18 protein-coding genes are annotated in these 23,500 nt (G+C 63.4%); 10 read left to right on the top strand and 8 right to left on the bottom strand.

The genetic code is table 11. From position 1 onward, the window contains the following. Positions 1-13: 13 nt before the first annotated feature. Positions 14-2,164 (bottom strand): GumC family protein, encoded by a 2,151-nt coding sequence (locus tag ACFQU1_RS22980; RefSeq protein ID WP_378137143.1) that lies wholly within the window; start codon positions 2,162-2,164, stop codon positions 14-16. A 178-nt stretch (positions 2,165-2,342) separates the two neighbouring features. On the opposite strand from ACFQU1_RS22980, the gene ACFQU1_RS22975 reads away from it, so the two are divergent. The 4 genes from ACFQU1_RS22975 (at position 2,343) to ACFQU1_RS22960 (ending at position 7,073) form a co-directional block, all read left to right on the top strand. Further along, positions 2,343-2,906, top strand: coding sequence for a polysaccharide biosynthesis/export family protein (locus ACFQU1_RS22975; protein WP_378137141.1), 564 nt, complete (start codon positions 2,343-2,345; stop codon positions 2,904-2,906). Between the two features lie 9 nt (positions 2,907-2,915). Beyond that, positions 2,916-4,052 carry a glycosyltransferase family 4 protein gene (locus ACFQU1_RS22970; protein WP_378137139.1) on the top strand — a complete coding sequence of 379 codons (1,137 nt, stop codon included), beginning with the start codon at positions 2,916-2,918 and terminating at the stop codon, positions 4,050-4,052. 107 nt (positions 4,053-4,159) lie between these two features. Then, positions 4,160-5,674 (top strand): undecaprenyl-phosphate glucose phosphotransferase, encoded by a 1,515-nt coding sequence (locus ACFQU1_RS22965; protein WP_378137137.1) that lies wholly within the window; start codon positions 4,160-4,162, stop codon positions 5,672-5,674. A 79-nt stretch (positions 5,675-5,753) separates the two neighbouring features. Further along, the gene (locus ACFQU1_RS22960; protein ID WP_378137136.1) at positions 5,754-7,073 is read left to right on the top strand and encodes an O-antigen ligase family protein; all 1,320 of its coding nucleotides are present in this window, start codon (positions 5,754-5,756) and stop codon (positions 7,071-7,073) included. A gap of 135 nt (positions 7,074-7,208) precedes the next feature. Here the strand turns inward: ACFQU1_RS22960 and ACFQU1_RS22955 are convergent, their stop codons facing one another. The 3 genes from ACFQU1_RS22955 to ACFQU1_RS22945 form a co-directional block, all read right to left on the bottom strand. Continuing rightward, positions 7,209-8,489 (bottom strand): porin, encoded by a 1,281-nt coding sequence (locus tag ACFQU1_RS22955; RefSeq protein ID WP_378137135.1) that lies wholly within the window; start codon positions 8,487-8,489, stop codon positions 7,209-7,211. 676 nt (positions 8,490-9,165) lie between these two features. Then, positions 9,166-10,440, bottom strand: coding sequence for a porin (locus ACFQU1_RS22950; RefSeq protein WP_378137134.1), 1,275 nt, complete (start codon positions 10,438-10,440; stop codon positions 9,166-9,168). Positions 10,441-11,120: 680 nt separating this feature from the next. Continuing rightward, complete coding sequence (locus tag ACFQU1_RS22945) at positions 11,121-11,879, bottom strand: SDR family NAD(P)-dependent oxidoreductase (protein ID WP_378137133.1); 759 nt, start codon at positions 11,877-11,879, stop codon at positions 11,121-11,123. A gap of 321 nt (positions 11,880-12,200) precedes the next feature. Between ACFQU1_RS22945 and ACFQU1_RS22940 the strand changes: the two genes are divergently transcribed. The 6 genes from ACFQU1_RS22940 to ACFQU1_RS22915 all read left to right on the top strand — a co-directional run bounded on the left by ACFQU1_RS22940 (position 12,201) and on the right by ACFQU1_RS22915 (position 19,501). Then, positions 12,201-12,941: an ATP-binding cassette domain-containing protein gene (locus tag ACFQU1_RS22940; protein WP_378137130.1), complete on the top strand. Its 741-nt coding sequence runs from the start codon at positions 12,201-12,203 to the stop codon at positions 12,939-12,941. Next, positions 12,941-13,984: an ABC transporter permease gene (locus ACFQU1_RS22935; protein WP_378137128.1), complete on the top strand. Its 1,044-nt coding sequence runs from the start codon at positions 12,941-12,943 to the stop codon at positions 13,982-13,984. The genes ACFQU1_RS22940 and ACFQU1_RS22935 overlap by 1 nt, the downstream gene beginning before the upstream one ends. Positions 13,985-14,078: 94 nt before the next feature. Beyond that, the gene (locus ACFQU1_RS22930; RefSeq protein WP_378137126.1) at positions 14,079-15,011 is read left to right on the top strand and encodes a sugar-binding protein; all 933 of its coding nucleotides are present in this window, start codon (positions 14,079-14,081) and stop codon (positions 15,009-15,011) included. Positions 15,012-15,157: 146 nt separating this feature from the next. Then, positions 15,158-16,240: a substrate-binding domain-containing protein gene (locus ACFQU1_RS22925; RefSeq protein WP_378137124.1), complete on the top strand. Its 1,083-nt coding sequence runs from the start codon at positions 15,158-15,160 to the stop codon at positions 16,238-16,240. A 211-nt stretch (positions 16,241-16,451) separates the two neighbouring features. Next, positions 16,452-18,728, top strand: coding sequence for an ABC transporter permease (locus tag ACFQU1_RS22920; protein ID WP_378137122.1), 2,277 nt, complete (start codon positions 16,452-16,454; stop codon positions 18,726-18,728). Next, entirely contained in the window at positions 18,725-19,501 is a 777-nt protein-coding gene (locus tag ACFQU1_RS22915; protein ID WP_378137120.1) for an ATP-binding cassette domain-containing protein, read from the top strand. Before ACFQU1_RS22920 ends, ACFQU1_RS22915 begins: the two co-directional genes overlap by 4 nt. A gap of 42 nt (positions 19,502-19,543) precedes the next feature. Here ACFQU1_RS22915 and ACFQU1_RS22910 read toward each other — a convergent pair whose 3' ends face one another. The 4 genes from ACFQU1_RS22910 to ACFQU1_RS22895 form a co-directional block, all read right to left on the bottom strand. Next, a complete protein-coding gene (locus ACFQU1_RS22910; RefSeq protein ID WP_378137118.1) occupies positions 19,544-20,581 on the bottom strand; it encodes a LacI family DNA-binding transcriptional regulator in 1,038 nt (345 codons plus the stop codon). A gap of 97 nt (positions 20,582-20,678) precedes the next feature. Continuing rightward, the gene (locus ACFQU1_RS22905; protein WP_378137116.1) at positions 20,679-21,272 is read right to left on the bottom strand and encodes a hemerythrin domain-containing protein; all 594 of its coding nucleotides are present in this window, start codon (positions 21,270-21,272) and stop codon (positions 20,679-20,681) included. 177 nt (positions 21,273-21,449) lie between these two features. After that, positions 21,450-22,187: an acetoacetate decarboxylase gene (locus ACFQU1_RS22900; RefSeq protein ID WP_378137114.1), complete on the bottom strand. Its 738-nt coding sequence runs from the start codon at positions 22,185-22,187 to the stop codon at positions 21,450-21,452. A 92-nt stretch (positions 22,188-22,279) separates the two neighbouring features. Beyond that, positions 22,280-23,446: a patatin-like phospholipase family protein gene (locus ACFQU1_RS22895; protein ID WP_378137112.1), complete on the bottom strand. Its 1,167-nt coding sequence runs from the start codon at positions 23,444-23,446 to the stop codon at positions 22,280-22,282. Positions 23,447-23,500: the final 54 nt, after the last annotated feature.

Genomic DNA, 23,500 nt, shown 5'->3' with positions numbered 1-23,500 from the left:
ATCATCCCGAGCCTCAAGCAGCCTGGTGCACGGCATCGTCGCCGGCCGCTCCGGTGACCGCGACGACGATGTTGCCCGCACCGTGCGTTTGCAGGTTCTGGTAGCCTGCAACCGTCTGCTCTTCCGGCTCGCCTTCACGCGCCACGAGAACGGAGCCATCGGTCCTGGCGGCGAAGACGTGCAGGAGCGCGGGATCGATGCCGGCCGGCAGTCCGCAGACCACCCAGTCATAGGTCTGGTCGAGGGCTGCGAGCGCGCTACCCACCCCGTCCGCGTCTTCGGCCAAGACCTCCGACGGCTGGGTGCCATGGCCGACGACATGCAGACGCGAGCCTGCCTCACGGCTGATGACATCGGTAAAGCCCGCCCGTTCCGTCATGAGATCCGTCAGGCCGAGCTCCTCATCCGCCCCACTCGGCGCCGCGAGCGTGACAAGCACGACGCGCGCTTTGCGAGCGAGGTGCCGCGCGAGCCTGCGCGCAACATCGGTCGAGGCTTTGTCCTTGGCCGCCTCGGCGACTATCAGACGGCGTCCCCGTCCCTCGCGTGCCGGCACGGCGAGCTTGGCGAGAATGACGTCCATGGCCGTGCCGTCGGTCAAATCAGCCGGCGGCCGTACCGGTCCGATATCCTTGAATTCCACGTCGATCGGCGCCGGCAGCGTCAGATAAGGTGTCGACGTGGCGGTCGCATGCATGGCCGCAGGTGCCGTGTCGCGATCGGCGCCGCGCTCGTCCTCGCCACGGACCGTGGCGCGGCCAGACAGCAGCTCCGCCGACAGGACGCCCGCCGAGGTGAGCGCGAAAACGGCAAGCGTGGCGATCAGGATCGTCGGGATCTTCTTCGGGAAGGAGGGCGTGGCGGGCGCAACGGCACCTGATACGACCCGGGCATCCGCCGGCGATGCGTCGCGGCTGTCGCGCGCCTGCGCCTCACGATATTTGGCGAGATAGGATTCGAGCTGATCGCGCTCGGTGCGGGCGTCGAGCTCGAGCGCCCTGAGGCGCACCTCGTTCTCGTTGGCGCTGGCGGTCACCTGCGTTTGCGCATTGATCGCGGCCATCAGGCCCTCCACCCGCGAGCCGGCGAGGCGTGAATCGGTCTCGAAGGAGCGCGCGACGCGCTCAGCGGCGAGACGGATCTGGTTGTCTAGATCCGAAAGCTGAGCCGTTAGTTCCTTGATGCGGGGATGCTCTGGGAGCAGATTGCGCGACTCGAGTGCAAGCTGCGTCCTCAGCGCAATGCGTTGTTCCGTCAGCCGACGGACGAGGTCGTTATTGGCGACATCCGGGATTTCCAGAATATTGCCCGACGAGAGCATGTCCCGGATCATCCGGGCCTTGGCCTGGGCATCGGCTTGGGCCGCACGCTGGGCCGCAAGCTGCCCCGACAGGTCCGCCAGTTGCTGCGTCGGCAGGGTCGTGGTGGAACTGGAACTGCCACGCAGAAGCCCGGTCTTTGCCCGGAAGTCCTCCACCTTGGCTTCCGCTTCGGCGACACGCTTGCGCAGCGATTCGATGTTGCTCGCCAGCCAATCGGAGGCCGAGCGCGCCGCGTCCTGCTTCACGTCCTGCTGCCGCGCGATATAGAGTTCGGCGATCGTATTGGCGACGCGCGCCGCAAGGTCGGGATCTTCCGAGGTGAATTCGATGGCGACCACCCGCGATCTGCCGACCTGGAAGACCTGCAGGCGGTCATAATAGACGTCGAGTACCTTCTCTTCGACGCTGGCCTGCCCCACCCTGCCCCCGAGACCGATCGCCGAGATAAGCCGCTTGACCGGGCTTTCGGTCGGCGGATTGAACAGCGGGTTTTGCGTGAGGTTGAGCTTGGCGATGGCTTCGCGCGCCAGATCTCGCGACATGATGACCTGGACCTGGCTCTGCACGGCCTCGTCGTCGATCTGCCGTTCCGCCTCGGGGGCACTGCCCGGGCGTGTGTAAAAGTTCTCGCCGTTCTGGAGAATGATGCGCGTTTCCGCCATATAGCGCGGGGGCAGCACGTTGACCGCGATCGCGGTGCCCAGACATGTCAGCAAGGTCGGTATGAGGATCCAGCGGCGTCTCGCAACGATTGCACGCCAGATCTGGCCAACGTCGAGATCATCCGCCGGCAAGGGCCGGCTCGTTCCATCCATCGTGCCGGCACCAAAGAACTTGGACATGACTTCACCTACGCATGAGCAGGACCCGAAGAAAATCACATCTTGGTTGCCGCACGGTTAAAACAGCAGGAGCTGCCGTTTGGCTTTTTTCGATGTTCATGGCCAAGAGCTTTGCGCAATGACTCTTTGTTAACCATGCGTCGCTACGGTCGCCTCGAACAATCATAGTAGCAAAGCCATGGCGCGTTCAAATCCGTTAGTTTTCGTCGTCCTCCTCCTCGGTCTTGTATGCAGTGCCTGTGCGCAGCAACAGCCGGTAGAGGTGTTCCGTGCGTTGCCGACGAAGCCTTATACGCTTGCCGCCGGCGACAAGTTGCGCATCATCGTCTTCTCCCAGGACAATCTGTCGAATATCTACGCGGTCGACCCCCAAGGGCGCATCACGATGCCGCTGATCGGCGTCGTGCCGGCCTCGGGTAAGACGACACAGGATCTCGCGCGGCTCATCGAGCAGAAATTGCGATCGAGCTATCTACGAGAGCCAAAAGTCACAGTGGAGATCGACACCTATCGTCCTTTCTTCATCCTGGGCGAGGTGGTGAATTCCGGCCAGTATCCGTTCGTCAGCGGCATGACCGTGCAGACGGCGGTCGCGATTGCCGGCGGCTTCACGCCGCGCGCCAATCAGACCGAAGCGCAGATCACGCGCCAGCAGGACGGCAAGGTCATCATCGGGACCGTCCCGATCACCTATACCGTTCAACCTGGCGACACCATCCTGCTCAAGGAACGGTGGTTCTGAGGCGGCCCCTTGCGCATCCTCCACGTCTTCCGCGCGCCGGTCGGCGGCCTCTTCCGCCATGTCGCCGATCTCGCGCGGGGACAGAGCGAACGCGGCCATGAGGTCGGACTGATCTGCGACGCGCGCACGGGCGGCGCGCGTGCAGAGGCCATGCTGGAGGCACTCCGCAGCTCGCTTGCGCTTGGCGTCAAGCGCGTTCCCATGAGCCGGCTTCCCGGCTTCGGCGATGTGGCGAGCTCGCTCGCCGTCGCCCAGCACGCCCGCCGCCTTCAACCCGACATTCTCCATGGCCACGGCGCTAAGGGCGGTGTTTTCGCCCGGCTCGCGCGCACGGCGGTGCGACCGCCTGCAGCCGCGGTCTACACGCCTCACGGCGGCAGCTTTCACTACCCGCCGGGGAGTGCCGCCCATATCGTCTATATGACCGCCGAACGGCTTCTGGCGCGCCGAACCGCCCTCTTCATCTTCGAGAGCGGCTTCGTGCGCGACCAGTTCCACGCTTTCGTCGGCCCGCCCGGCCAGCCCGAGCGGGTGGTGCACAACGGGCTCGCCGAAAGCGAGTTCGAGCCGCTGCCCCAGCGGGAGCCACCCTTCGATCTCCTCTTCATTGGGGAACTGCGCAAGCTCAAGGGCGTCGACGTTCTCATCGATGCGCTCGCGCTGCTGCGCGATCGCGATGGACTGACGCCACGTCTGGTGCTCATCGGCGCGGGCCCCGACGAGACGGCATTTCGAACGGACATCACAAGGCGCGATCTCGCAGGACAGGTAACGATCCGGCCGCCCTGCCCCATCCGCGAGGCCTTGGCGGAAGCGCGCGTCATGGTCGTTCCGTCGCGGGCGGAATCCCTGCCCTATGTGGTTCTCGAAGCAGCGGCAGCCGGCCGGCCGCTCATTGCGACGCGGGTCGGCGGCATCCCCGAGATCTTCGGCCCCAAGGCCTATCAACTCGTGCGGCCGGACGACAGCGCCGCTCTCGCCGAGGCGATCGCCGACCGGCTCCGGCACCTCGATCGCGCACAAGCGGACGCCGCAGAACTCCGCGCGCAGGTTCACGCCAACTTCTCGATTTCCGCCATGGTGGAGAACATTCTCGCGAGTTATACTGCGGCACGCAGCGTAACCTTTGCTGTCGAGCAGCATTAACCTTCCGCGAGAATTCGGCGGTAGACGGACTTGGCAGACCCCACTAACGGCGCAAATACAGATCCGATCGGACATTGGCGGGCGGTGTAGCCGACGCGAGGCAGAGTATGCCCACCTACGACATCCGTAACATCCTGAAAGAGCCGCTGGCCGAAGGCGAGGCACGGTCCTTGACGCCGCTGGCGGAGGAGATGGCTGCCCGGCCGATCAAGCCCACCTATTCGCCAGTTGTGCTGGCGGGCGCCGCTCGGCTAGCGGAATTCGTCATCGTGGCATTCAGCGGTCTTGCGGTGCACGCGGTTTATCTCATGCCCGCCATCGGCTTTCCGCTCATCCATGCGGCGGCCATGGTCGGCGTCGCCGCGCTCACCGTCGTCCTTTTCCAGGCGCTGGGCATCTATCACATCGGCGCCTTCCGCTCCTTCACGCCACAGAGCTTGCGGCTCATCGGCGGGTGGTGCGCCGTCTTTCTTCTGCTTCTCGCCGCGCTCTTCTTTTCCAAACGCGGAGAGGACTTTTCCCGCGTATGGCTGGCTAGTTGGTTCCTGGTCGGGCTCGTGTTGCTCTTGGCCGGGCGCTTTGCCCTGTCGCTCGCCGTCAAGGCGCTGACGCGCGCCGGCCGGCTCGACAGGCGCACCGCCATCGTCGGCGGCGGCCAGGCCGCGGAAGATCTCATCCACGCGCTCGAGGCCCAGCCGGATACTGGACTGCGTATCTGCGGCGTCTTCGACGATCGCAGCGACGACCGCTCGCCGGACCTCGTCGCCGGCTATCCCAAGCTCGGCACGGTCAGCGATCTCGTCGAGTTCGCACGCCGGGCCCATCTCGACCTCGTCATTTTCACCTTGCCGATCACGGCAGAGGAGCGGCTGCTCCAGATGCTGCGCAAGCTCTGGGTATTGCCGATCGATATCCGCCTCGCCGCCCACCGCAACAAGTTGCGTCTGCGGCCGCGGGCCTATTCCTATATCGGCTCGGTGCCGGTCCTCGATGTCTTCGATAAGCCGATCGCCGATTGGGACCTCGTGGTGAAGTGGCTGTTCGACAAGATCGTCGGCACCGCGCTGGTAATCCTTCTCTCGCCGATCCTGATTGCGACGGCCGTTGCGGTACGGCTCGACTCGCCCGGGCCCATTCTGTTTCGCCAGAAGCGCTACGGCTTCAACAACGAATTGATCGAGGTCTTCAAGTTCCGCTCGATGTATGTCGACAAGTCGGATGTCAACGCGGCCCGGCTCGTGACCAAGAACGACCCGCGCGTCACGCGCGTCGGACGCTTCATCCGCAAGACATCAATCGACGAATTGCCGCAACTCTTCAATGTCATTCTCAAGAGCGATCTGTCTCTCGTCGGCCCCCGCCCCCATGCCCTCCAGGCCAAGGCGGAAAACCGGCTCTACGACAAGGTCGTCGACGGCTATTTCGCCCGCCACAAGGTCAAGCCCGGCATTACCGGATGGGCCCAGATCAACGGCTGGCGGGGCGAAACCGACACCGAGGAGAAGCTGCAGCGGCGGGTCGAGCACGACCTGTTCTATATCGAGAACTGGTCGGTGGTGTTCGATCTCTATATTCTCGCACGGACGCCCTTCGCGCTCCTTTCGACGGAAAACGCTTACTGAGCGCCCGCACACATAACCCCTCCGAAATCTGGCCCGGCATAATTTAGCGACAGATCGGCAGAGTCATGAGGCACGATCCATGATCGAGGCGCCCTCGGCAGTGCTTGCCGCCCACGACGCGCCGGCCGTGACAAGGTCCGGACGGAGCGGTCGCATATCCTTACGCCGGCTGCAGCATGCGACGCTCTGGCTGTTCGTCTTCGCTGGCGCCTATGTCATCATCGAGCCCTCGGCCTACGAAATCCTCTTCCCGCTCGCCTTCATCGTCACCGCGCTTGCCGGCATGCGCCTGCCCATGCGAGCGATGCCGCTGATCATATTCCTGACGCTCTACAATATCGGCGGCGGGCTCGCGCTCATTCCCTATCTCGACGACGAGAAGAGCGTCACCTTCGTCCTGATTTCCATCTATCTGGCGATCACCGCCATCTACTTCGCCGCCCTCTTGACGGAGGAAGGCCTCACACGCCTCGCCGTCATCCGATCGGCTCTGATCTGGTCGGCCTGGCTCTGCGGTCTCGCCGGCGTTCTCGGCTATTTCGATGTCGCGGGGCTGGGCAGCCTGTTCACGGAATACGGCCGGGCGTCAGGGACGTTCAAAGATCCCAACGTGCTCGGCCCCTATCTCGTCCTGCCGATCGTCTATATCGTGCAGAGCTTCCTGGAACGGCGAACGGGCTTCATCAAGACCTTAGCCGTTCTCTCGGTGCCGCTGGCGGCGCTTTTTCTCACCTTCTCGCGCGGTGCCTGGGCCGATCTCGTCCTTGGCCTGGTCCTGCTCTTCGGGTTGACATTCGTCACCAGCCCAAGGCCGGCGGTCCGCTTGCGCGTCATGATCTATGTCGGGGCCTGTGTCGTCGCGCTGCTCGCGCTTCTCGCCGTTGCGCTTTCCATCGACGAGATCCGACAGCTCTTCGAGGCACGTGCCACGCTCACCCAGTCCTATGACGTCGGAGCGACCGGCCGCTTCGGCAACCAGCTGCGCAGCACTCCGCTCTTGTTGGGTGACGTCAACGGCTTTGGCCCATTGCGCTTCCATGTCCATTTCGGCGCCGACCCACACAATGTCTATATCAACGCCTTCGCCTCCTACGGCTGGCTCGGCGGCCTGTCCTATTTCGCCCTGATCGTCGCGACCTGGGTGGTGGGCTGGCGCACGGTGTTACGCCGGGGACCGTTCCAGTCTCACGCGATAGCGGTCTGGTCTGCGCTGGCCGCGATGACGATCCAGGGCTACCAGATCGATACGGACCACTGGCGGCACTTCTATCTGATGCTCGGCCTGATCTGGGGGATCGCCTCGGCGGCCCATCTCACCGAGCCGGCTCGATGGACGCGGATGCCCACCCCTGGCTTGCCGCGTCACCCCGCCCTGCCGCCGCCTCCCAGCCCGACCTGAAAAGCGTCACATCTGAACCGGACGCGGCGAGGCGGCGGCCGGCAGCCGAAGCGCACCGCGCCGACGCGCTTGCGCTCCTGAAAAAAGAAAGCCCCGGCGCGAGGCCGGGGCTTGCATGATCGAGAGTGAGCCGGATCAGAAGTCGCGCTGGAAACGCAGACGGGTCTGCCACTGGTCCTCATTGCCCTTGAGCACATAGTTCTGATTGCCACTACGGCCGGGATCGATGTTGACGTAGAGAACCTCGACGCCGATGTCGAAGGCCTTCGTCGGCGACCAGACCAATTGGCCGGCGAGCTGGTAGACCTTGAAATCGCGCAGGAGCGAATCGGGTGCGGAGGTGAGCGCGCCCGCATAGTTCACGTCGGTGTAGCTGCCCCAGACGCCCGACCGCAGGCTCGGCGTCCAGTAATGGGTGAAGGCAGCCAGCGCGTTCCAGCCGCTGGTCCTCTTGATATCGTCGCCGTAAAGAACCGCGTCCGTCGCGATCAAGCCGGTATAGGAACCGAGGGCGACATCGCCCTGGACGCCCAGATAGCTGAGCGCGCCGTCGGCATAGGCCGCCTCGAGCCACAAATTGTCCCCGGCCGCCAGCATCGGCAGGTTGATTTTCACGCCGCCCTGGATGGCATAGCCGTATTCGTTGTCGATGCGCCCGCCAAACGGATCGAGGGCCCCCGAATTGAGCTGATGGACGGCTCCCGACAGCTGGGCAGAGCCCCAGTCCTGGTCAGCACGCAAATTGGCGACGACGTCCGGCATGCGCTCACCCGCAACGTCGTAATAGACGCCGCCGATGTTCCGCTGGTTGCGATCTTCGAGCGACAGCGTGGCCGAGAAGCCATTGCCGAAGGTGGCGGTATAGGCGAGCAACTGGGTGGTGCCGGCATCCGAGCCGGGATAGACATTCGGCGCCGAACCGTAGTTCCAGTCCTCGGCGAAGAAGTCGAAGAACGACTGTGCCACACCCGCGGTGATACCAGCGAACTGGATGAAACCCTTGTCGAGGCTGGTCGACGTGATGCTGCCGCTCGGTCCGGGCAACCCGTTATAGGCGCCGGTGGTGCGCGTGAGCTCGAAGCGGAAGAAGGCGCGCACGATGCCGTATTCCGTCGCGGTACGCGCATCGACCTCAAGGCGTCCGCGGGCGAAGAAGCCGGTGGCGTCCTTGTAGCGACCATCGCCCGGCGTCGACCATTTGGGTTGGGCGTAAAGATATTCCGTTCGCAAATAGCCGCCGAGCTTGATGCAGGTGTCGCTGCCCGGAATGTAGAAAAATCCGTCACCATGCACGGAACACACGCGCACGTAATCGACTGGCGCGGCTTTCGTCATGGGAAGGTCGGCGGCGAAGCTCGCGCCCCCCGATGCGAGCGCGGCAACTGAACTCATGAGAGCAAGGGAAGCCAAACGCATTCCAGTTCCTCCAAGCCGCTAACGGCGGCCCTGGGGAGATTTGCTCAGAGTTCCTTTGCCGGCAACATGGAAAGGGATCGAAACTGTTGGTTTCATCTGAATGTGTCATAATAAACACATATAAAATGATCAAAATTTAGGCAAATGAGACTAATAACGTTAAACTGTTAATCACAAGAAGTAGAATTATTTAAATAAAAATTCCTGTAAGTGCATAAACTGCTTATATTTTGCTCGAACTTTGGTTTATCCATCGTGTTATATGTAATATGAATACATATTCACCTGATAATACACTTACAAGATGATGGTATTCGCTCGTTCAACGCGCAGGCTGATATCATAAGAGAAATACAACGGCGATATTTCTTGTCTGTGCTATTCGCCCCGCCGGTTGAACGATGCGAAAGATCGAGAGAGGTCGCTCCAAGCGCAACGGAGCAGGCAAGCGAAAAGCATCGCGTGGCCAGGCGCAATCATGCCGCAAAACCAGAATCGCTTTCTCTAAAACGGCGAAAGGGATGTTAGCGTCGTAGCTTATCGCGTTGTTCTGACACGCACCGGCATCCACGTCGTTCGAAACGGAGCCAGCTTTAGCCCATCGCCCGGATACCTAGGCGCAACAAAAAAGCCCCGGCACAAGGCCGGGGCTTCGCCGATCGATCCTTCGTTCAGATCAGAAGTCGCGCTGGAAGCGCAGACGGGTCTGCCACTGATCTTCCGAGCCCTTGAGCACGACCGGAGCCGCGTAGTTATGCTTCGCGTCGATGTTGGAATAGAGAACTTCCACACCGATGTCGAAGGCCTTCGTCGGCGACCAGACGAGCTGACCGGCCACCTGCAGGACGTCGAAGTCACGCAGCAGGGTGTACTGCGAGATCGCCGAACCGGAGTAGTCGACGCTGGTGTAGCTGCCCCACAGGACCGAGCGCAGGCTCGGGGTCCAGTAGTGCTGGAAGGCACCGAGGACGTTCCAGCCCTTGGTCTTCTTGATGCTGCCGTTGTTCAGGAGAACGGCATCAGCCGAGATCAAGGCGACCGGCCCGACTTCAACGTCACCCGTCACACCGAGGTAGTTCAGAGCGCCGTCAGCATAGGCGGCTTCCAACCACAGCTGATCGCCAGCGGCGAGCATCGGAAGGTTGACCTTTACGCCGCCCTGGATGGCCCAGCCGTATTCGTTGTCGACACGGCCGCCGAACGGATCGAGTGCGCCGCTGTTGAGCTGGTGCACCGCACCGGACAACTGAGCCGAACCCCAATCCTGATCGACGCGGACATTGGCGACCACGTCGGGCATGCGCTCGCCAGCGACGTCATAGAAGTCGGCGTTGACGTTGCGCTGATTGCGATCTTCGAGCGAGATCGTTGCCGAGAAGCCGTTCCCGAAGGTCGCCGAATAGGCGAGCATCTGGGTCTGGCCGGCGTCGGAACCGGGGAGAACGCCCGGAGCCGCGCCGTAGTTCCACGCCTCTGCCCAGAAGTCGAACATCGACTGCGCCACACCGGCCGTGATGCCCGCGAACTGGATGAAGGCCTTGTCGAGGTTCGTCTTGACGACACTACCCGAGGCGAAGCCGTTGTTGTAGGCGCCGGTGTCGCGGGTGATGTCAAACCGGAAGAAGGCACGGACGGTGCCGAATTCCGTCGAGGTACGCGTATCGACGTTCAGACGGCCGCGAGCCCGGAAGCCCGTGGCGTCGCGGTAACGACCGTTGCCGGCCCTGTCCCACTTGGGCTCGAGATACATATACTCGGCGCGCACACGGCCGCCGATGTAGATGCAGGTATCGCTACCCGGGATATAGAAGAAGCCCGCGCCATGGACCGAGCAGACGCGAACATAGTCAACTGGCGCAGCCTTCGTCATAGGAAGATCTGCGGCTTGAGCCCCGGCGACCGCGGCCAAGCTGGCAGCACTGCCGAGGAGAAGGCTCTTAACGAGCTTCATTCTGACCTCCAAAATCGAGACCCTTGGGAGCAGGTTCTACTTCGTGGGCGCAGTCTTACGACCGAACCTCAGAGTCCCTCTTCCCCGTTCTTTTTGAGGCGATCCTTCTTGGAGCTGACCTGGCCCTTTGAAGTAATCGACCCAGCGATGCGTGACGGGTGCCCCCGACGCTTCGCTACCATGCGGGACACCTTGATCAGGTTCAATCGGTTCTAACCCGTCCGGGCCGTCCTGGGGGTGTTTTTGCCCCCCATGTTGCATAAACGACACTGCAACTTTCCGGGAAGCAGATCAATTTCACCAACGAAAACAAGGCGTCGCTTCCGGCGATCCGGGCAGCTCTGTTGCGGCGCAATAAGCTCGACCTGCCGCTCTCCCGCACATGGCGGGGACGCGGCTCTACCGAATCGCGAAACAGCAACGCCGGCGCAAGCCCAACCTGACGCAAAGCGCGGAACAAGGATCCACCGAACGAGAGCATAGGAAACGAGCCCCGTTGGAATCCGGCGCCTCGCCACGACCCAGCATCTGGTGCGACTCGGCGCAGAGTGGCCTTTCGTTCCTTGGTAGCGTCCGTCGCGCAAGGAAGGCGTTGCATTCTGCGTGCAATCGACTGGCGGAACGGGGCTCCCCTCCCACCGCCGTGGTTGAGCGCCGCGCGTTACGCGGCGCTCCCTCGCTCACACCCAGCCGCCGTCAACGACATAGTGTTGGTTGGTGCACGCTGAAGCCTCCTCCGATGCGAGGAACACCGTGAAACGGGCCAACTCGTCCGGTACGAGCTTGCGCTTCAGGCATTGGCGGCGCATCAGCTCCTCCTCCCCTTCCGGCGTGAGCCAATTGTCGAGCTGCCGCTGCGTCATGATCCAGCCGGGGGCAATCGCATTGACGCGGATATTGTCGGGCCCGAAATCACGGGCGAGCGAACGCGTCAGACCGAGAACGGCCGATTTGGCGGCTGTATAGACGGCCATACCGCCCAGCCCGACCATCCACGATGTCGACCCGAAATTGAGGATGACGCCGCCGCCGTTGCTCTTCATGTCCGGCAGCACAGCCTGTGCCGCGAAGAACTGATGCTTGAGATTGACGGCAATTCGATCGTCCCAGTAGGCGGGCGTCACGTTCTCGGTCGCATGCCTCTCGTCGTGCGCGGCGTTGTTCACGAGAACCTCGATCGGACCGAAAGCCGTGCGGATGCGGTCGACAGCGGCGACCAAGGCATCAATGTCGGTCAGGTCGGCCTGCTCGAAGTGAACGCGCGCCCCGCCCGCCGTCAGCTCCCGCACCAAGGCGGCCGACTCCGTCCCTTTGATGTCGATGAATCCGACTTTGCACTTCTGTTCGGCGAAGCGCCGGACGATCGCTTCGCCGATGCCGGAGCCCCCCCCGGTCACGAGAACGGTCTTGTCGGCGAGGTCGGAATAGATGGCAGGCATGGACAGGCTCCTTGGTGCCGCGACGCGCAGGCGGCGTTATGATGGTCGCCACTCATCTTGGCGGGAAAGGCAACCGGCTCGTCAAGCGTAAGCCGACGCGCAACGGCTCTGAGCAAGGCGCCTATCGAGGCTCAGCAAGAGGCTGGGCCTTAGCTGCGGTTTCTACTGGTGGAATTTCGCTGCCTGATGTGCGCCTCTCATCAATCGTGTTATTGAACGAAGGGATGGCTTGCGAAATGTGAGGCCTTTCGCCAAGGTCCGGGCAAAGAGCTCCTCGATGGGGCCAGCCGGCCGTGTCAAACGGCAAGGGGAGGATAACCATTGACGCTCCTGGTCTTGGGTGGAGTGGGCAAGGAATTCGGAGCCATCAGGGCCCTGTCGGACATCGATCTGACCGTCGCCGCAGGCGAGGTTTTGGGGCTGATGGGAGACAACGGCGCCGGCAAATCGACGCTGGTCAAGATCATCGCCGGCAACTTCCCACCGAGCCACGGCACGATGATGTTTGACGGACGGCCGGTGCGCTTCACAAAGCCGATCGACGCCAGGGCCGTCGGCATCGAGGTCGTCTACCAGGACCTCGCCTTGTCCGATAACCTCACCGCGGCGGCGAATGTCTTTCTCGGCCGTGAGAAGCGACGGCGCTTCGGCCCACTCTCGATCCTCGACCACGCGGCGATGAACCGGCGAGCGGCGGAGCTGTTCCGGGAGCTCAAGTCCGAAACACGCGCAGACGATCTCGTCCGCCAGATGTCGGGCGGGCAGCGCCAGGCTGTCGCCATCGCCCGCACGCGCCTCAGCGATGCCAAGCTCGTCATCATGGACGAGCCGACGGCGGCGATCTCGGTGCGTCAGGTGGCGGAGGTGCTCGATCTGATCCGCCGCCTCAAGGATGCCGGCATCGCCGTGATCCTCATCTCCCACCGCATGCCCGACGTCTTCTCGGTTTGCGAGCGGGTGGCAGTCCTGCGGCGTGGCACGAAGGTGGCCGACAAGCCGATCGACCGCACGAGCCCCGAGGAGATCACCGCCCTCATCACCGGGGCCAAGGAGGCTGCCTGATGGACGACGTGTCGACCGCGGCGCGGCCTACGGGCGAGACGGCCGGCTTTGCCAATGTCGGCCGCATCCGCTGGTGGCAGCGCGGCTTCTTCGCCTCGCAAACCGCCTATGTGGTGCTGGCCTTCCTCATCATTACGATGGGGATCTCGCTGGTCGCGGACAATTTTCTCTCGGCGGAGAACCTGCTGCGCACCTCGCAGAATTTCTCCTATGTCGGCATCGTCGCCCTGGGGGCCACGCTCGTCATCATCACCGGCGGCATCGATCTGTCGGTCGGCTCGGTGATGGCGCTCACGGCCGTCGTCACCATGATCCTCATGAAGTGGTTCGCCGAGACGGCGCTCGCCTTCGTGTCGATGCCGCTCGCGCTCCTCATCGGGCTCGTCTTCGCCGGCCTCATCGGGCTCATCAACGGCGTCCTGATCGCCCGCCTCAAGCTGTCGCCCTTCGTGGTGACGCTGGGCATGCTCTCGGTCTGCCGGGGGCTCACCTATGTCATCACAAAGGGACGCAGCCAGGCGCCTGGCGGGCCGGGGGTCGACAGCTTCTACGCGCTGACCAACGGCAAGCTCTTCGGTCTGCCGGTGCCGCTTGTCTATCTCCTCCTCGGGGCCGCCCTCATGGGCTTTGTCCTGCATCACACCGCGGTCGGCCGCCACATCTTCGCGATCGGCGGCAACGAGCGGGCGGCGGCGCTTACGGGCGTGCCGGTCGAGCGCCGGAAGATCACGGTCTATATCGTCTGCAGCATCACGGCGGGGCTTGCCGGCATCCTGATGTCCGGCTGGCTCGGCGCGGCCCAGGCCAATCTCGCCCAGGGCTACGAGCTCACGATCATCGCGGCGGCCGTCATCGGCGGCGCCAATCTCGCCGGCGGCACCGGTGGGCCGATCGGCGCGATCGTCGGCGCGGCCTTGATCGAGGTGATCCGCAACGGCCTCGTCCTGGCGGGGGCCGACAGCTACTGGCAGACGGCCATCATCGGCATGATCATCATCTTCGCGGCAATCGTCGACAGGCTGCGCAGCCTGCGCGCCACATGAACGGCGGCCGGACGCGAGCGTGCCGGCACGCCCGGCGGAGAGAAGAAGAGCCTTGGAGGGGCAGCAAGGCCCATCCGGCAAAGGAGGAAGCTTGATGAAACGCATCATTCTCGCGGCGCTCGCCGCACTCGCCATGGCGGCACCGGCGGCGGCGCAGCAGAAGCTGCGTTTCGCCATCGTACCCAAGGCGATGAACAATCCCTATTTCGACCTGTCGCGCGACGGCTGCATGAAGCGCGCCAAGGAACTCGGGATCGAGTGCATCTACAAGGGGCCGATCGAACACGAGCCAGCGGGCCAGGTGCAGATCATCCAGGATCTCATCACGCAGCGCGTCGACGGCATGGCGATTTCCGTGTCGGACGCGGAAGCTGCGATCCATGTGATCAAACAGGCGCGCGATGCCGGCATCAATGTCATCACCTTCGATGCCGACTCGCCGAAATCCGCCCGCCAAGCCTATGTCGGCACCGACAACAAGGAGATGGGCCGCCAACTCGGCCGCGAGCTCATCAAGCGCAAGCCGCAGCCGGGCACCTTCATCACCCAGTCGGGCGGGCCCGCGGCCGAGAACCTGAACGAGCGCCTCGCCGGGCTCTACGAGGTTCTGAAGGGGGCGGGATGGAAAGAGGTCAGCGGCTCACCTGCCTATTGCAACGACGACTCGGCGCTCGCCAACCAGCAGCTTTCGGACCTCGTTACGGCCAATCCCAACGTCGATGCCGTTGTGCCGGTGGGCGGGTGGGCGCTGTTTGCGCCCGAGGCTTATAAGAGCTTCGTCGATGCCAACAAGAAGAACTACGAGAGCGGCAAGCTCGCGCTCGTCATGCCCGACACGCTGAAGGTCGAGCTCGAGCTGCTACGCGACGGCTATGCCAATGTGCTCGTCGGCCAGCGCCCCTTCGAGATGGGCGAGAAGGCCATGGATATTCTCATGGCGCTCAAGAAGGGGGAGAAGGTTCAAGATATCACCTATGTCGGGCTCGACGTCGTGACCAAGGACAACGTCGCCGAATTCCTGAAATAATGACTGCAAATCCTGCCGGCGCCGGGTTCCGGCGCCCCATGCGACTGCAATGGCAGGATGTGCAAAAGCGAAGACTGGAACAAACCTGTAGAGCGATGACGCTCTGCGACAGCTCACCATCCGGGACTGCCCGAGGAGATCTCCCAGTGAAAACCTTGACGCTCATTGCTGCCCTTATCGCCGGCGTATCGCTCGGCAGCATTGCGGCTCACGCCCAGTCCGGCGCGCTATCGAAGGCCGTCGGCGGCTATTCCTTCGACGAAGCTGCCAAGGAAGCGCCGACGACCAAGGATTTCCATTCCAAGGACGGCAAGCTGACCTTTGCGATCATCACGCATACGGCTGGCAACGGTTTCTTCGACCCCACCTATGTGGGCGCCAAGGCCGCCGCCGACGCCTTCGGGATCAATCTCATCACGCTCGGCTCGGAAGCGCCGGTCGATGACATTCCGCGCGAGATCGAGATCATCAATCAGGTGATCAACGATCCGACGATCGACGGCGTCATCATGACCACCCCGCAGTCCGGCGCTTACGACGACATCGTCCGGAAGCTCGAAGCCAAGGGCATTCCGGTCGCGACCACCAATTCCTTCGATCCCAATCTCTACGGCCGCTCGCATATCTCGCATACCGGCCAGGACGCTTCGGCGGCAGCGATCGGTGGCGAAGCGCTCGCCCAATGCCTCATCAAGAACGACGTCAAGGGCGGCTCGATCATCTTCCCCTCGACGACGACGCTCGGCAATGTCGAGGTCAACAACCGCATCACGGCGGCGTTCCAGGCAACGGTGAAAGCGCTCAACACCGCCGGCAAGCTGAAGGACTTCAAGGTCGACGCCGGCCCGCAGAACATCGGTATCGACGTCGACAAGGACAATATCGTCGGCTCGATCGTCACGCTCATCGAAAGCCGCAAGGACGTGGTCGGCGCCTTCGCCGCCAACGGCTTCGTCACGCCCGCCCTGGGCGATGCGATCGGCCAGTTGAAGCTCAACGGCAAGATCTGCGCTTTCGGCTTCGATCTCGGTCCCAAGCAGCAGGAGCAGATCCGCACGGGCGCCCTCACCGGCTCCCTCGGCCAGCAGCCCTTCCTCCAAGGCTTCTGGCCGGTGGCGCAGCTCTATCTGCAGATCGACCGCGGCATCTCGGCCGCCAATCTCGATACGCGCGCCCAGCTCGTGACAAAGGACAACGTCGAGAAGATCGGCAAGCGCTACGAGAACTGAGGCCCGGAGCAGCGCCAGCTTGGCGCTGCGCATCGCGCTGCCCCCATAAGGTGGGGCGCGCGGACATCGGCGGCGGCTCTCGCCGCCCTCTTCGTCCCTTGCCCGACAGGTGGCGATCGCCATCCTGCCGGGCGAAGGTTTCGACACGAGCCGTGTCGGCGGAATTGCGATCGGTTGGACGCCCTCGGCGTCGCGAGACAGTGGATAATGCATGCCTCTTGAAATGACGGCCGGACGGCAGCCCCCCTCCCATGGGTCCCACCTCCCCAACCAGCTCCTCGGAAGCTGGGAGGCCGGGCTCCTGGTCTTCATGGTGCTTCTCTACATCGTCGGAGCGGTGATCAACCCGGCCTTCTTCGGCACAACCGATGCGATCTCCGCCGTTTTGCGCGATACGGCCCGCTTTGGGGTGATGGCTGTCGGCATGACATTTGTCATCGTCAATCGCGATCTCGACCTTTCGGTCGGCTCCACCTTGGGATTCGTGGCGGTCGTCTTCTCCATTCTCTTCGCGCCGACGCATTTCGACCTCGGGGCGGGAACCGCGGCTGTCATCTGTATCGCGCTCGGGGTCGTGGTGGGGCTGCTCAACGGCGTGCTTGTGGCAGTCCTGCGCGTGCCGCCCTTCATCGCGACCCTGACGATGCTTTTCATCGGCCGCGGTGTGGTGCTGGGGCTCACCGGCGGCAAGACCATCGGCTACGACATCAAGGCGCGCGATTTCGGCTTCTTCTCCATCGGCGAAACCAATACCCTCGGCTTCAACAATCAGATCCTGATCTTCCTTGCCTTTGCGCTCGTCGGCGCCATCCTGCTCGCCAAGACGCGCATCGGCTACGAGACCTATGCCACCGGCGGCAACGACCAGGCGGCGCAATATGCCGGCATCGACACCCGCTGGGTCCGCATCCGCGCCTTCGTCCTGTCTTCGGTCTGCGCCGCCGTGGCAGGGCTGATGAATGTCGCCCAGGACAAGGGCGTGACCTCGCAATACGGCCAGGGCGCCGAGCTCATCGTCATCGCCGCGGTGATCGTTGGCGGCGCCTCGATCGCCGGCGGCCGCGGGCGGGTGCTCGGCGCGTGCCTCGGGGCTGCCCTCGTCGTGCTCATCGACAAGGTGCTGCGCGAGGGCCTGCCGACGACCCGCATCGTGGATGTGGGCGGCATCAAGATGGAGGTGGCGGCGCTCGCGCAACTGCCCCCGGGGGCCGTGCCGGCTTTCCTGGGCCTCCTGCTTCTGGGCGCCGTGCTGCTCGAACCGCTGGTGGTGCGCGGCAATGCGCTCGGTCGACTAAAGGCTTGGCTCTTCCGACAGCCGCGGCCGCACGCGCTGGACACGGGCGGCATCGCCATCGTCGGCGTGAAGACCATGGGCGGAGCGAGCGAAGCGCGCGGCGTCGGCGCGCGCGGCCTCAGGGGGCTGCTGCACCGCCGCGACGCCGCGGCCGTCATCCTCATGATCGTGCTCTGGATTGCCGGCTTCTGGCTCAGGCCCGATTTCTGGGGCTCCCTCGACAATTCCTTCAACCTCCTGCTCGCCTTCACCGAGATCGGCTTGCTGTCCATCGGCCTCACCTATGTGATCGCCAATGGCGACATCGACCTGTCGGTCGGCTCGGTGCTGGCCCTGTCGGGGGCGGTCGCGGCCTTCACCATGAAAGAGCTGGGGGGCGACCCGGCAACGGCGGTCCTCCTCGCGCTCCTCGCCGGGGTCGCCTGCGGCGTCTTCAACGGTTGGCTTACCGCCAGGCTCGGCATGCCGGCCTTCGTCGCCACGCTCGGCATGTTCTATATCGCCCGCGGCTTGGCCGCCTGGCTGGTATCGGGCCGACAGCTCTCCGGTTTCCCCGAGACCTATAATCTCCTCGGCCGCAGTTTGGCGTCGGTGCTCAACGCGATCGGATTATCGCCGGATGGCGGACCCTTCGAACCGCTGGCGCGTGCCGTGAGCGTGCAGACGCTGTTTCTCGGTCTCGTTGCTATCTTCGCCGCCATCGTACTCGGCGCGACGTCCTTCGGCCAAAAAGTCTATGCCACGGGCGGCAACGAGCGCGCGGCGAGCTATGCGGGCATCAATACGAAGCGCGTGCGTTGGCTCTCGCTCGTCTTTTCCTCGCTCTGCGCCGCTGCGGCAGGCGTGATCTATGTCGCCTATTACCGGAGCTACAATCCGGCAGCGGGCCAACTGCGTGAGCTCGATGCCATTGCCTCCGTCATCATTGGCGGCGGATCCATCTTCGGCGGTTACGGCACGATCATCGGGTCGCTTGCCGGCGCGGCGGTGATCACCCTGATCCGCGCGCTCCTGTCGCTGCAGATCTTTCTCGCCGACGGGTCGTCCTTCGTGATGCCGCAGCATTGGATGAACGTATTCATAGGCTTGATCCTTTTAGCCGCCGTAATCGGCGATATATGGTTCAGGCAGAACAATGTTCTCGGCGAGTGGCGACGCCGCCGCCATGCCCGTTTGGCAGGAGTGACACAATGACTCGTCCGATCATCTCGATGCGCGGCATCGTCAAGACCTTCGGCGCCGTGCAGGCACTGCGCAATGTCGACCTTCACCTGATGCCGGGCGAGATCCTCGGCCTCGTCGGCGACAATTCCGCAGGCAAGTCGACCTTGATGAAGGTGATGACCGGCGCTTACGTCCGGGACGCCGGCGAGGTGCTCGTCAACGGCGAACCGACCCATTTCAAGAGCCCGCACGAAAGCCGCGACCGGGGGATCGAAATGATCTACCAAGACTTCGCGCTCTGCGGAAACATGGACGTCGGCCAGAATATCTTTCTCGGCCGCTGGCCGAAGCGCTATGGTCTCTTCATCGACCGGCCCAAGATGTACGAGGAGGCGCGCACCGTCCTGTCGCGCCTCAAGGTCGACGTCAATTCCGTCTACCAGAAGGTGGAAAGCCTCTCGGGCGGACGCCAGCAGTCCGTGGCGATCGCGCGCGCCATTTCCTTCAATCCGAAGGTGGTCATCTTCGACGAACCGACGGCCAATCTCTCGGTGATGGCGACGGAACGCCTGCTCGAGACCATGAGCGAATTGAAGCGTCAGGGCGTTGCCCAGATCATCATCTCGCATCGCCTGACCGACATTTTCGAGGTCGGCGACCGCATCATGGTCCTGAAGCGCGGCGAGAATGTCGGCGATCGCTATATCGCCCATACCACAGAGCGCGAGATCCTCGAGCTCATCGTCTCCGGCACCCGCGAGACGGCCCTGACCGCCGACGAAGCCCTGAAGCGGGCTGCGTGATCCGCGCGACCCCGACAGGCTGCGGCGTCGCGCGGCAGTTCGTCAGGGAAGATTGTCGCGGATGAAGATGTCGATGCGAATACGTTCCTGTTCGGGGACGATCCTATCGCCGCTGCAATGGGCGAGGAGGAGGCGCGCTGCCGAGCGCGCTTCGTGGCCCGGATCCTGGTTGATCACCGCATCGACGATGCCATCGAGCAGGAACCGGCGCGTATGCGGCGTCAACTCATGCCCGACGACGATGATATCCTGATCGCGGCCGCGCTCACGCAAGGCGGCCGCCAGGCCTTCGAGCCCGGCACCCACGTTGTAGAGGCCGACGAGATCGGGATTGTCGGCCAGGAGTTCCTGCACCACCTGCCCAGTCCGGCCGATATCGTCCCGGCCCTCGCGCGCCTGCAGCACCTTGAGGCCGGGATATTCGGCTGAGATCACCTGGAAGAACCCGAGTTGCCGTTCGGCATGGTCGCGCAAGGCAAGGGAACCGGCAACGACACCAACGGAACCGCGGCGCCCGCCGGCAAAGCGTCCCATGAGCGTCCCCGCCGTGCGGCCGGCGGCTGTATTGTCGATCCCGACATAGCGCAGGCGCCGCGAGGCTGGCGCGTCGGAGACCAGCGTCACCACCGCGACGCCGCGGCCGACGAGATCGTCGATGGCGGCGCGGACCTTCGGATGATCGAGCGCAACGACGGCAACGCCCTGGTAGCGCTCATCGAGCCCCTCGATGGCGCACGCCAGCGTTTCGGGATCGAAGACATCGACCCGCTTGACCTCCACGAAGGCACGCTGACCGGCAAGCCACTCCGCTGCCGCCCCGATCTGCTCTTCCAGAAGATGCATGAAGCGGTTGATGCCAGCGGGCATGATGAAGCAGAAGCGATAGCTCTCCTTGCGCGCGAGCCGCACCGCCAGCGGGTCGGGCCGGTACCCCAGCCGATCGATGGCGCTCTGCACGCGTTGCACGGTGGTCGCGCGCACACCCGGGCGCCTGTTCAGCACGCGGTCGACGGTTGCCAGTGAAACGCCCGCCTCCTCGGCGACATCCTGCAAGGTGATCCGCGTGATGGGTATGATCATGACCCGATCATGCTGCCCTCATCGGCTGAGGTGCGCAACTCACGCGTGCCGGTTCAGGCGCGTTATAGACAATCGTTGCCGGGTTCCCCCAACTGCATCAATGGGTCAGGGCCGATACGGTCGATGACGTCGCGCCGTTGCCGGTCGCGGGTAGGATCACCATGCCGCGGCGAAGGCGAAAGTCCTGCTCGATAATGCGCCGGTCGAGCAACGTCAGCCTCTGATGGGCGATCGGCAGCAAGAGGCCGTTTTCAAAGGCGAGATGCCCCTCCGCCGCAAAGACGTAACGGAGTAGATCGGCTTTCAGCCGCTCTGGCAGGGGCGCCTCGCTATCCTCGATCAGTTTGAGCGAGAACGCAGCCGAGACCGCCATATCGACAATGCTGACGTGGTCTTCAATCAGCCGTTTGAGGAGGTCCCCGAACCCGTCCTCTCGCCGGGTCCGCTGAGAGAGCAATGGAAGAAGCGTCTCTTCCTCGTCAGCGCGATGCAGCACCGCGTCGTTAGCGAACGGGACCAAGATGGTCCGCAGGGCGGTGACGGCGTCCTGCTGCCGTTCGATGATGCGGACCATACGCCTAAACACCGTCCGATGATGGTGATGCTCGGCGAGCAGGAGGTCGACGGGGTCGTTACACTCGCCAAGCCACAAATCCGGTGCGCGGCTGTGGGGCCAAGTCTCCAGTTTCATGATGATCACTTTCGCCTTGATACATTCGGCGGGTCTTTACCCATTCAGATGATCATCCGATCATAAGGCGAATTTTGCAGTGCGGACAAAATGATAACAGCGGCAGAACGCCATCATCAAACTCGCAATTTGCGCACATCGAGCCGCAGCCAGGCTGATTGCAAAGCCCAAGCTCGGCTACTTCAGGTAATCATGTACCACCTTGCCGAGACCGAGCGTGAGATCGGCCACCACATGCAGCGCCGAGACGACCTCGAGCACGGGCAGCTCGGCGACGGGCGCCAGCGCATGCGGATTGAGGGACAGCGCCGCCGGTCCGGACCACGCGCCCTTGATTGTCAGATCTTCCAGGTAGTATTCGACGATCTCGCAGATGCGCGGGCTGCCGTCCACATGCGGGATGACCTTCAGGAGGAAGTTCGGCGCCGAGAGCGCCGCCCTGACGGTCTCTTCAGGCACCGTCTTGTGCTTATAGCCCATGGTGCCGGTCGCGACCCTCACCGGGCCGTAGTCGAGGGTCCCGACCAATGTATCGATCTCGGCACGGAGGGTCGGACTGGCGAGCTTCTTCGGAAACCCCCAAAGCTCGCGACCGCCGGCGATCGGCGGATGATCGTTGAGGAACATGCAGTGGGTATAGCCGCCCTTGCGTCCCTCGAAGGAGACCGGGATCACCTGCCCCGTCTCGGTATAATCGCCGAAACCCGTGGAGTTCGGCATTCGGATGAATTCGTATTTGACGACCGGCTCCGTCACCTCCAGCGGCTCCGGAACCAGCGCCCTCAGCTTTTCCGGGTCGGTGCGATAGGTGATGATCATATATTCGCGGTCGATGAACCGATAAGGGCCCGGCGGATAAGCCGGGCTCGTGAGCGGCATGGCGAATGCCTTGTCCCGAACCTCGTGTTCCTTCATCTGCTCGTTCCTCCGCCTCACCCTTGCGTCCCACGCGACCGCGTGCCGACGCGAAAACACACGAAATGCCGTCCGCGGCCGATCCGCTACGGTCAGTCGCCGCTCATCGCATAGTCGAAGGTAGCGACGCCTTCGATATTGGTCGGTCGCTCGAAGATCTCTGAATGCCGCAGCGAGCGCACCGCGTCGTTATACCCGGCGCGCCAATGGTCCTCCATGCTCAATCGCGAAAACTCGTAGTCTTTCGACTGACCCTCATAAGTCTTCGAGCGATAGATGAGATGGACGATGTTATAGAGATGCCGATCGGCGGTTGGCTTCAACAGCTCGTAATCCGGCCCGGCTTTGTATTCGTCGGGGACCCTTGCCAGAAAGTCGGCGAGCGCCACCTTGAGCCGCTGCATCCGCTTGAACTGGTCGGTGCTGGCGCGGGTACGGCTCGAGAACTGCACCTCCTTCTCGCGCACCGACACCTGCGGCAAGTCCAGCGGGAAGTGGCCGCGCGCACTCCACAGGTCGATCTGGAAGGCGAGCACATCCTGGCTCGAGTTCTCCACCACCCATTGCAAGGGCGTATTGGAGATAAGGCCGCCGTCCCAATAGAACTCGCCCTCGATCTCGACGGCCGGAAAGCCCGGCGGCAGCGCGCCGCTCGCCATCACATGCTCGGGGCCGATGGTGTGCGTGGTGGAGTCGAAATAGAGGAAATTGCCCGTGCGGACATTGACGGCGCCGACGCTCAATCGCATGCCGTCGTGATTGATACGGTCGAAGTCGACCAGCCGCTCGAGCGTGCCGCGCAGGTCGGAGATGTCGAAATAGCTCGTCGCCTCGAGTGTTCCCGGCGGCATCATCCACGGCGGCGGAACGCGCGGCTTGAAGAAGCCCGGCGCCCCCTGCGTCAGGGCATACCAGGCACTCGCCTGGTTGAAGAAGCCGCGCATCATGTCGCCACGCGGAACATTCGAGCCGAGATTGGTCAGGACGTCCCAGGACGGCCGGGACGTAATGCCCTCCCAGAACTGCCGAAGTTTCGCCACGCGTTCCTGCGGCGGATTGCCGGCGATGATCGCGGAATTGATGGCGCCGATGGAAATGCCGGCGACCCAATCCGGGTGGAGATCGGCTTCAGCGAGCGCCTCGTAGACCCCAGCCTGGTAGGAGCCGAGTGCTCCCCCTCCCTGCAGGAGAAGCGCAATGCACTCAAATGGCGGACGCTCGGTCTGGTGGTGGGTCTTCCGCAACCGGCGTGCCGTCATTCCAAACCTCCTGGGACTGCAGGTACTGCCGCCTGCATCGGCCCGATCTGAGAC

The sequence above is a fragment of the Chelatococcus sp. GCM10030263 genome, from assembly GCF_042666455.1.
Taxonomy (GTDB): Bacteria; Pseudomonadota; Alphaproteobacteria; order Rhizobiales; family Beijerinckiaceae; genus Chelatococcus.
Note: the sequence above shows the minus strand (reverse complement) of the source record. Positions and strands in the feature narration are given on the sequence as shown.

Bases quoted from the DNA above. Each gene is read 5' to 3' on its own strand.
- ACFQU1_RS22980 (WP_378137143.1), bottom strand. From the start codon at position 2,164: ATGTCCAAGTTCTTTGGTGCCGGCACGATGGATGGAACGAGCCGGCCC.
- ACFQU1_RS22975 (WP_378137141.1), top strand. From the start codon at position 2,343: ATGGCGCGTTCAAATCCGTTAGTTTTCGTCGTCCTCCTCCTCGGTCTT.
- ACFQU1_RS22965 (WP_378137137.1), top strand. From the start codon at position 4,160: ATGCCCACCTACGACATCCGTAACATCCTGAAAGAGCCGCTGGCCGAA.
- ACFQU1_RS22960 (WP_378137136.1), top strand. From the start codon at position 5,754: ATGATCGAGGCGCCCTCGGCAGTGCTTGCCGCCCACGACGCGCCGGCC.
- ACFQU1_RS22955 (WP_378137135.1), bottom strand. From the start codon at position 8,489: ATGCGTTTGGCTTCCCTTGCTCTCATGAGTTCAGTTGCCGCGCTCGCA.
- ACFQU1_RS22950 (WP_378137134.1), bottom strand. From the start codon at position 10,440: ATGAAGCTCGTTAAGAGCCTTCTCCTCGGCAGTGCTGCCAGCTTGGCC.
- ACFQU1_RS22945 (WP_378137133.1), bottom strand. From the start codon at position 11,879: ATGCCTGCCATCTATTCCGACCTCGCCGACAAGACCGTTCTCGTGACC.
- ACFQU1_RS22935 (WP_378137128.1), top strand. From the start codon at position 12,941: ATGGACGACGTGTCGACCGCGGCGCGGCCTACGGGCGAGACGGCCGGC.
- ACFQU1_RS22930 (WP_378137126.1), top strand. From the start codon at position 14,079: ATGAAACGCATCATTCTCGCGGCGCTCGCCGCACTCGCCATGGCGGCA.
- ACFQU1_RS22920 (WP_378137122.1), top strand. From the start codon at position 16,452: ATGCCTCTTGAAATGACGGCCGGACGGCAGCCCCCCTCCCATGGGTCC.
- ACFQU1_RS22915 (WP_378137120.1), top strand. From the start codon at position 18,725: ATGACTCGTCCGATCATCTCGATGCGCGGCATCGTCAAGACCTTCGGC.
- ACFQU1_RS22910 (WP_378137118.1), bottom strand. From the start codon at position 20,581: ATGATCATACCCATCACGCGGATCACCTTGCAGGATGTCGCCGAGGAG.
- ACFQU1_RS22905 (WP_378137116.1), bottom strand. From the start codon at position 21,272: ATGAAACTGGAGACTTGGCCCCACAGCCGCGCACCGGATTTGTGGCTT.
- ACFQU1_RS22900 (WP_378137114.1), bottom strand. From the start codon at position 22,187: ATGAAGGAACACGAGGTTCGGGACAAGGCATTCGCCATGCCGCTCACG.
- ACFQU1_RS22895 (WP_378137112.1), bottom strand. From the start codon at position 23,446: ATGACGGCACGCCGGTTGCGGAAGACCCACCACCAGACCGAGCGTCCG.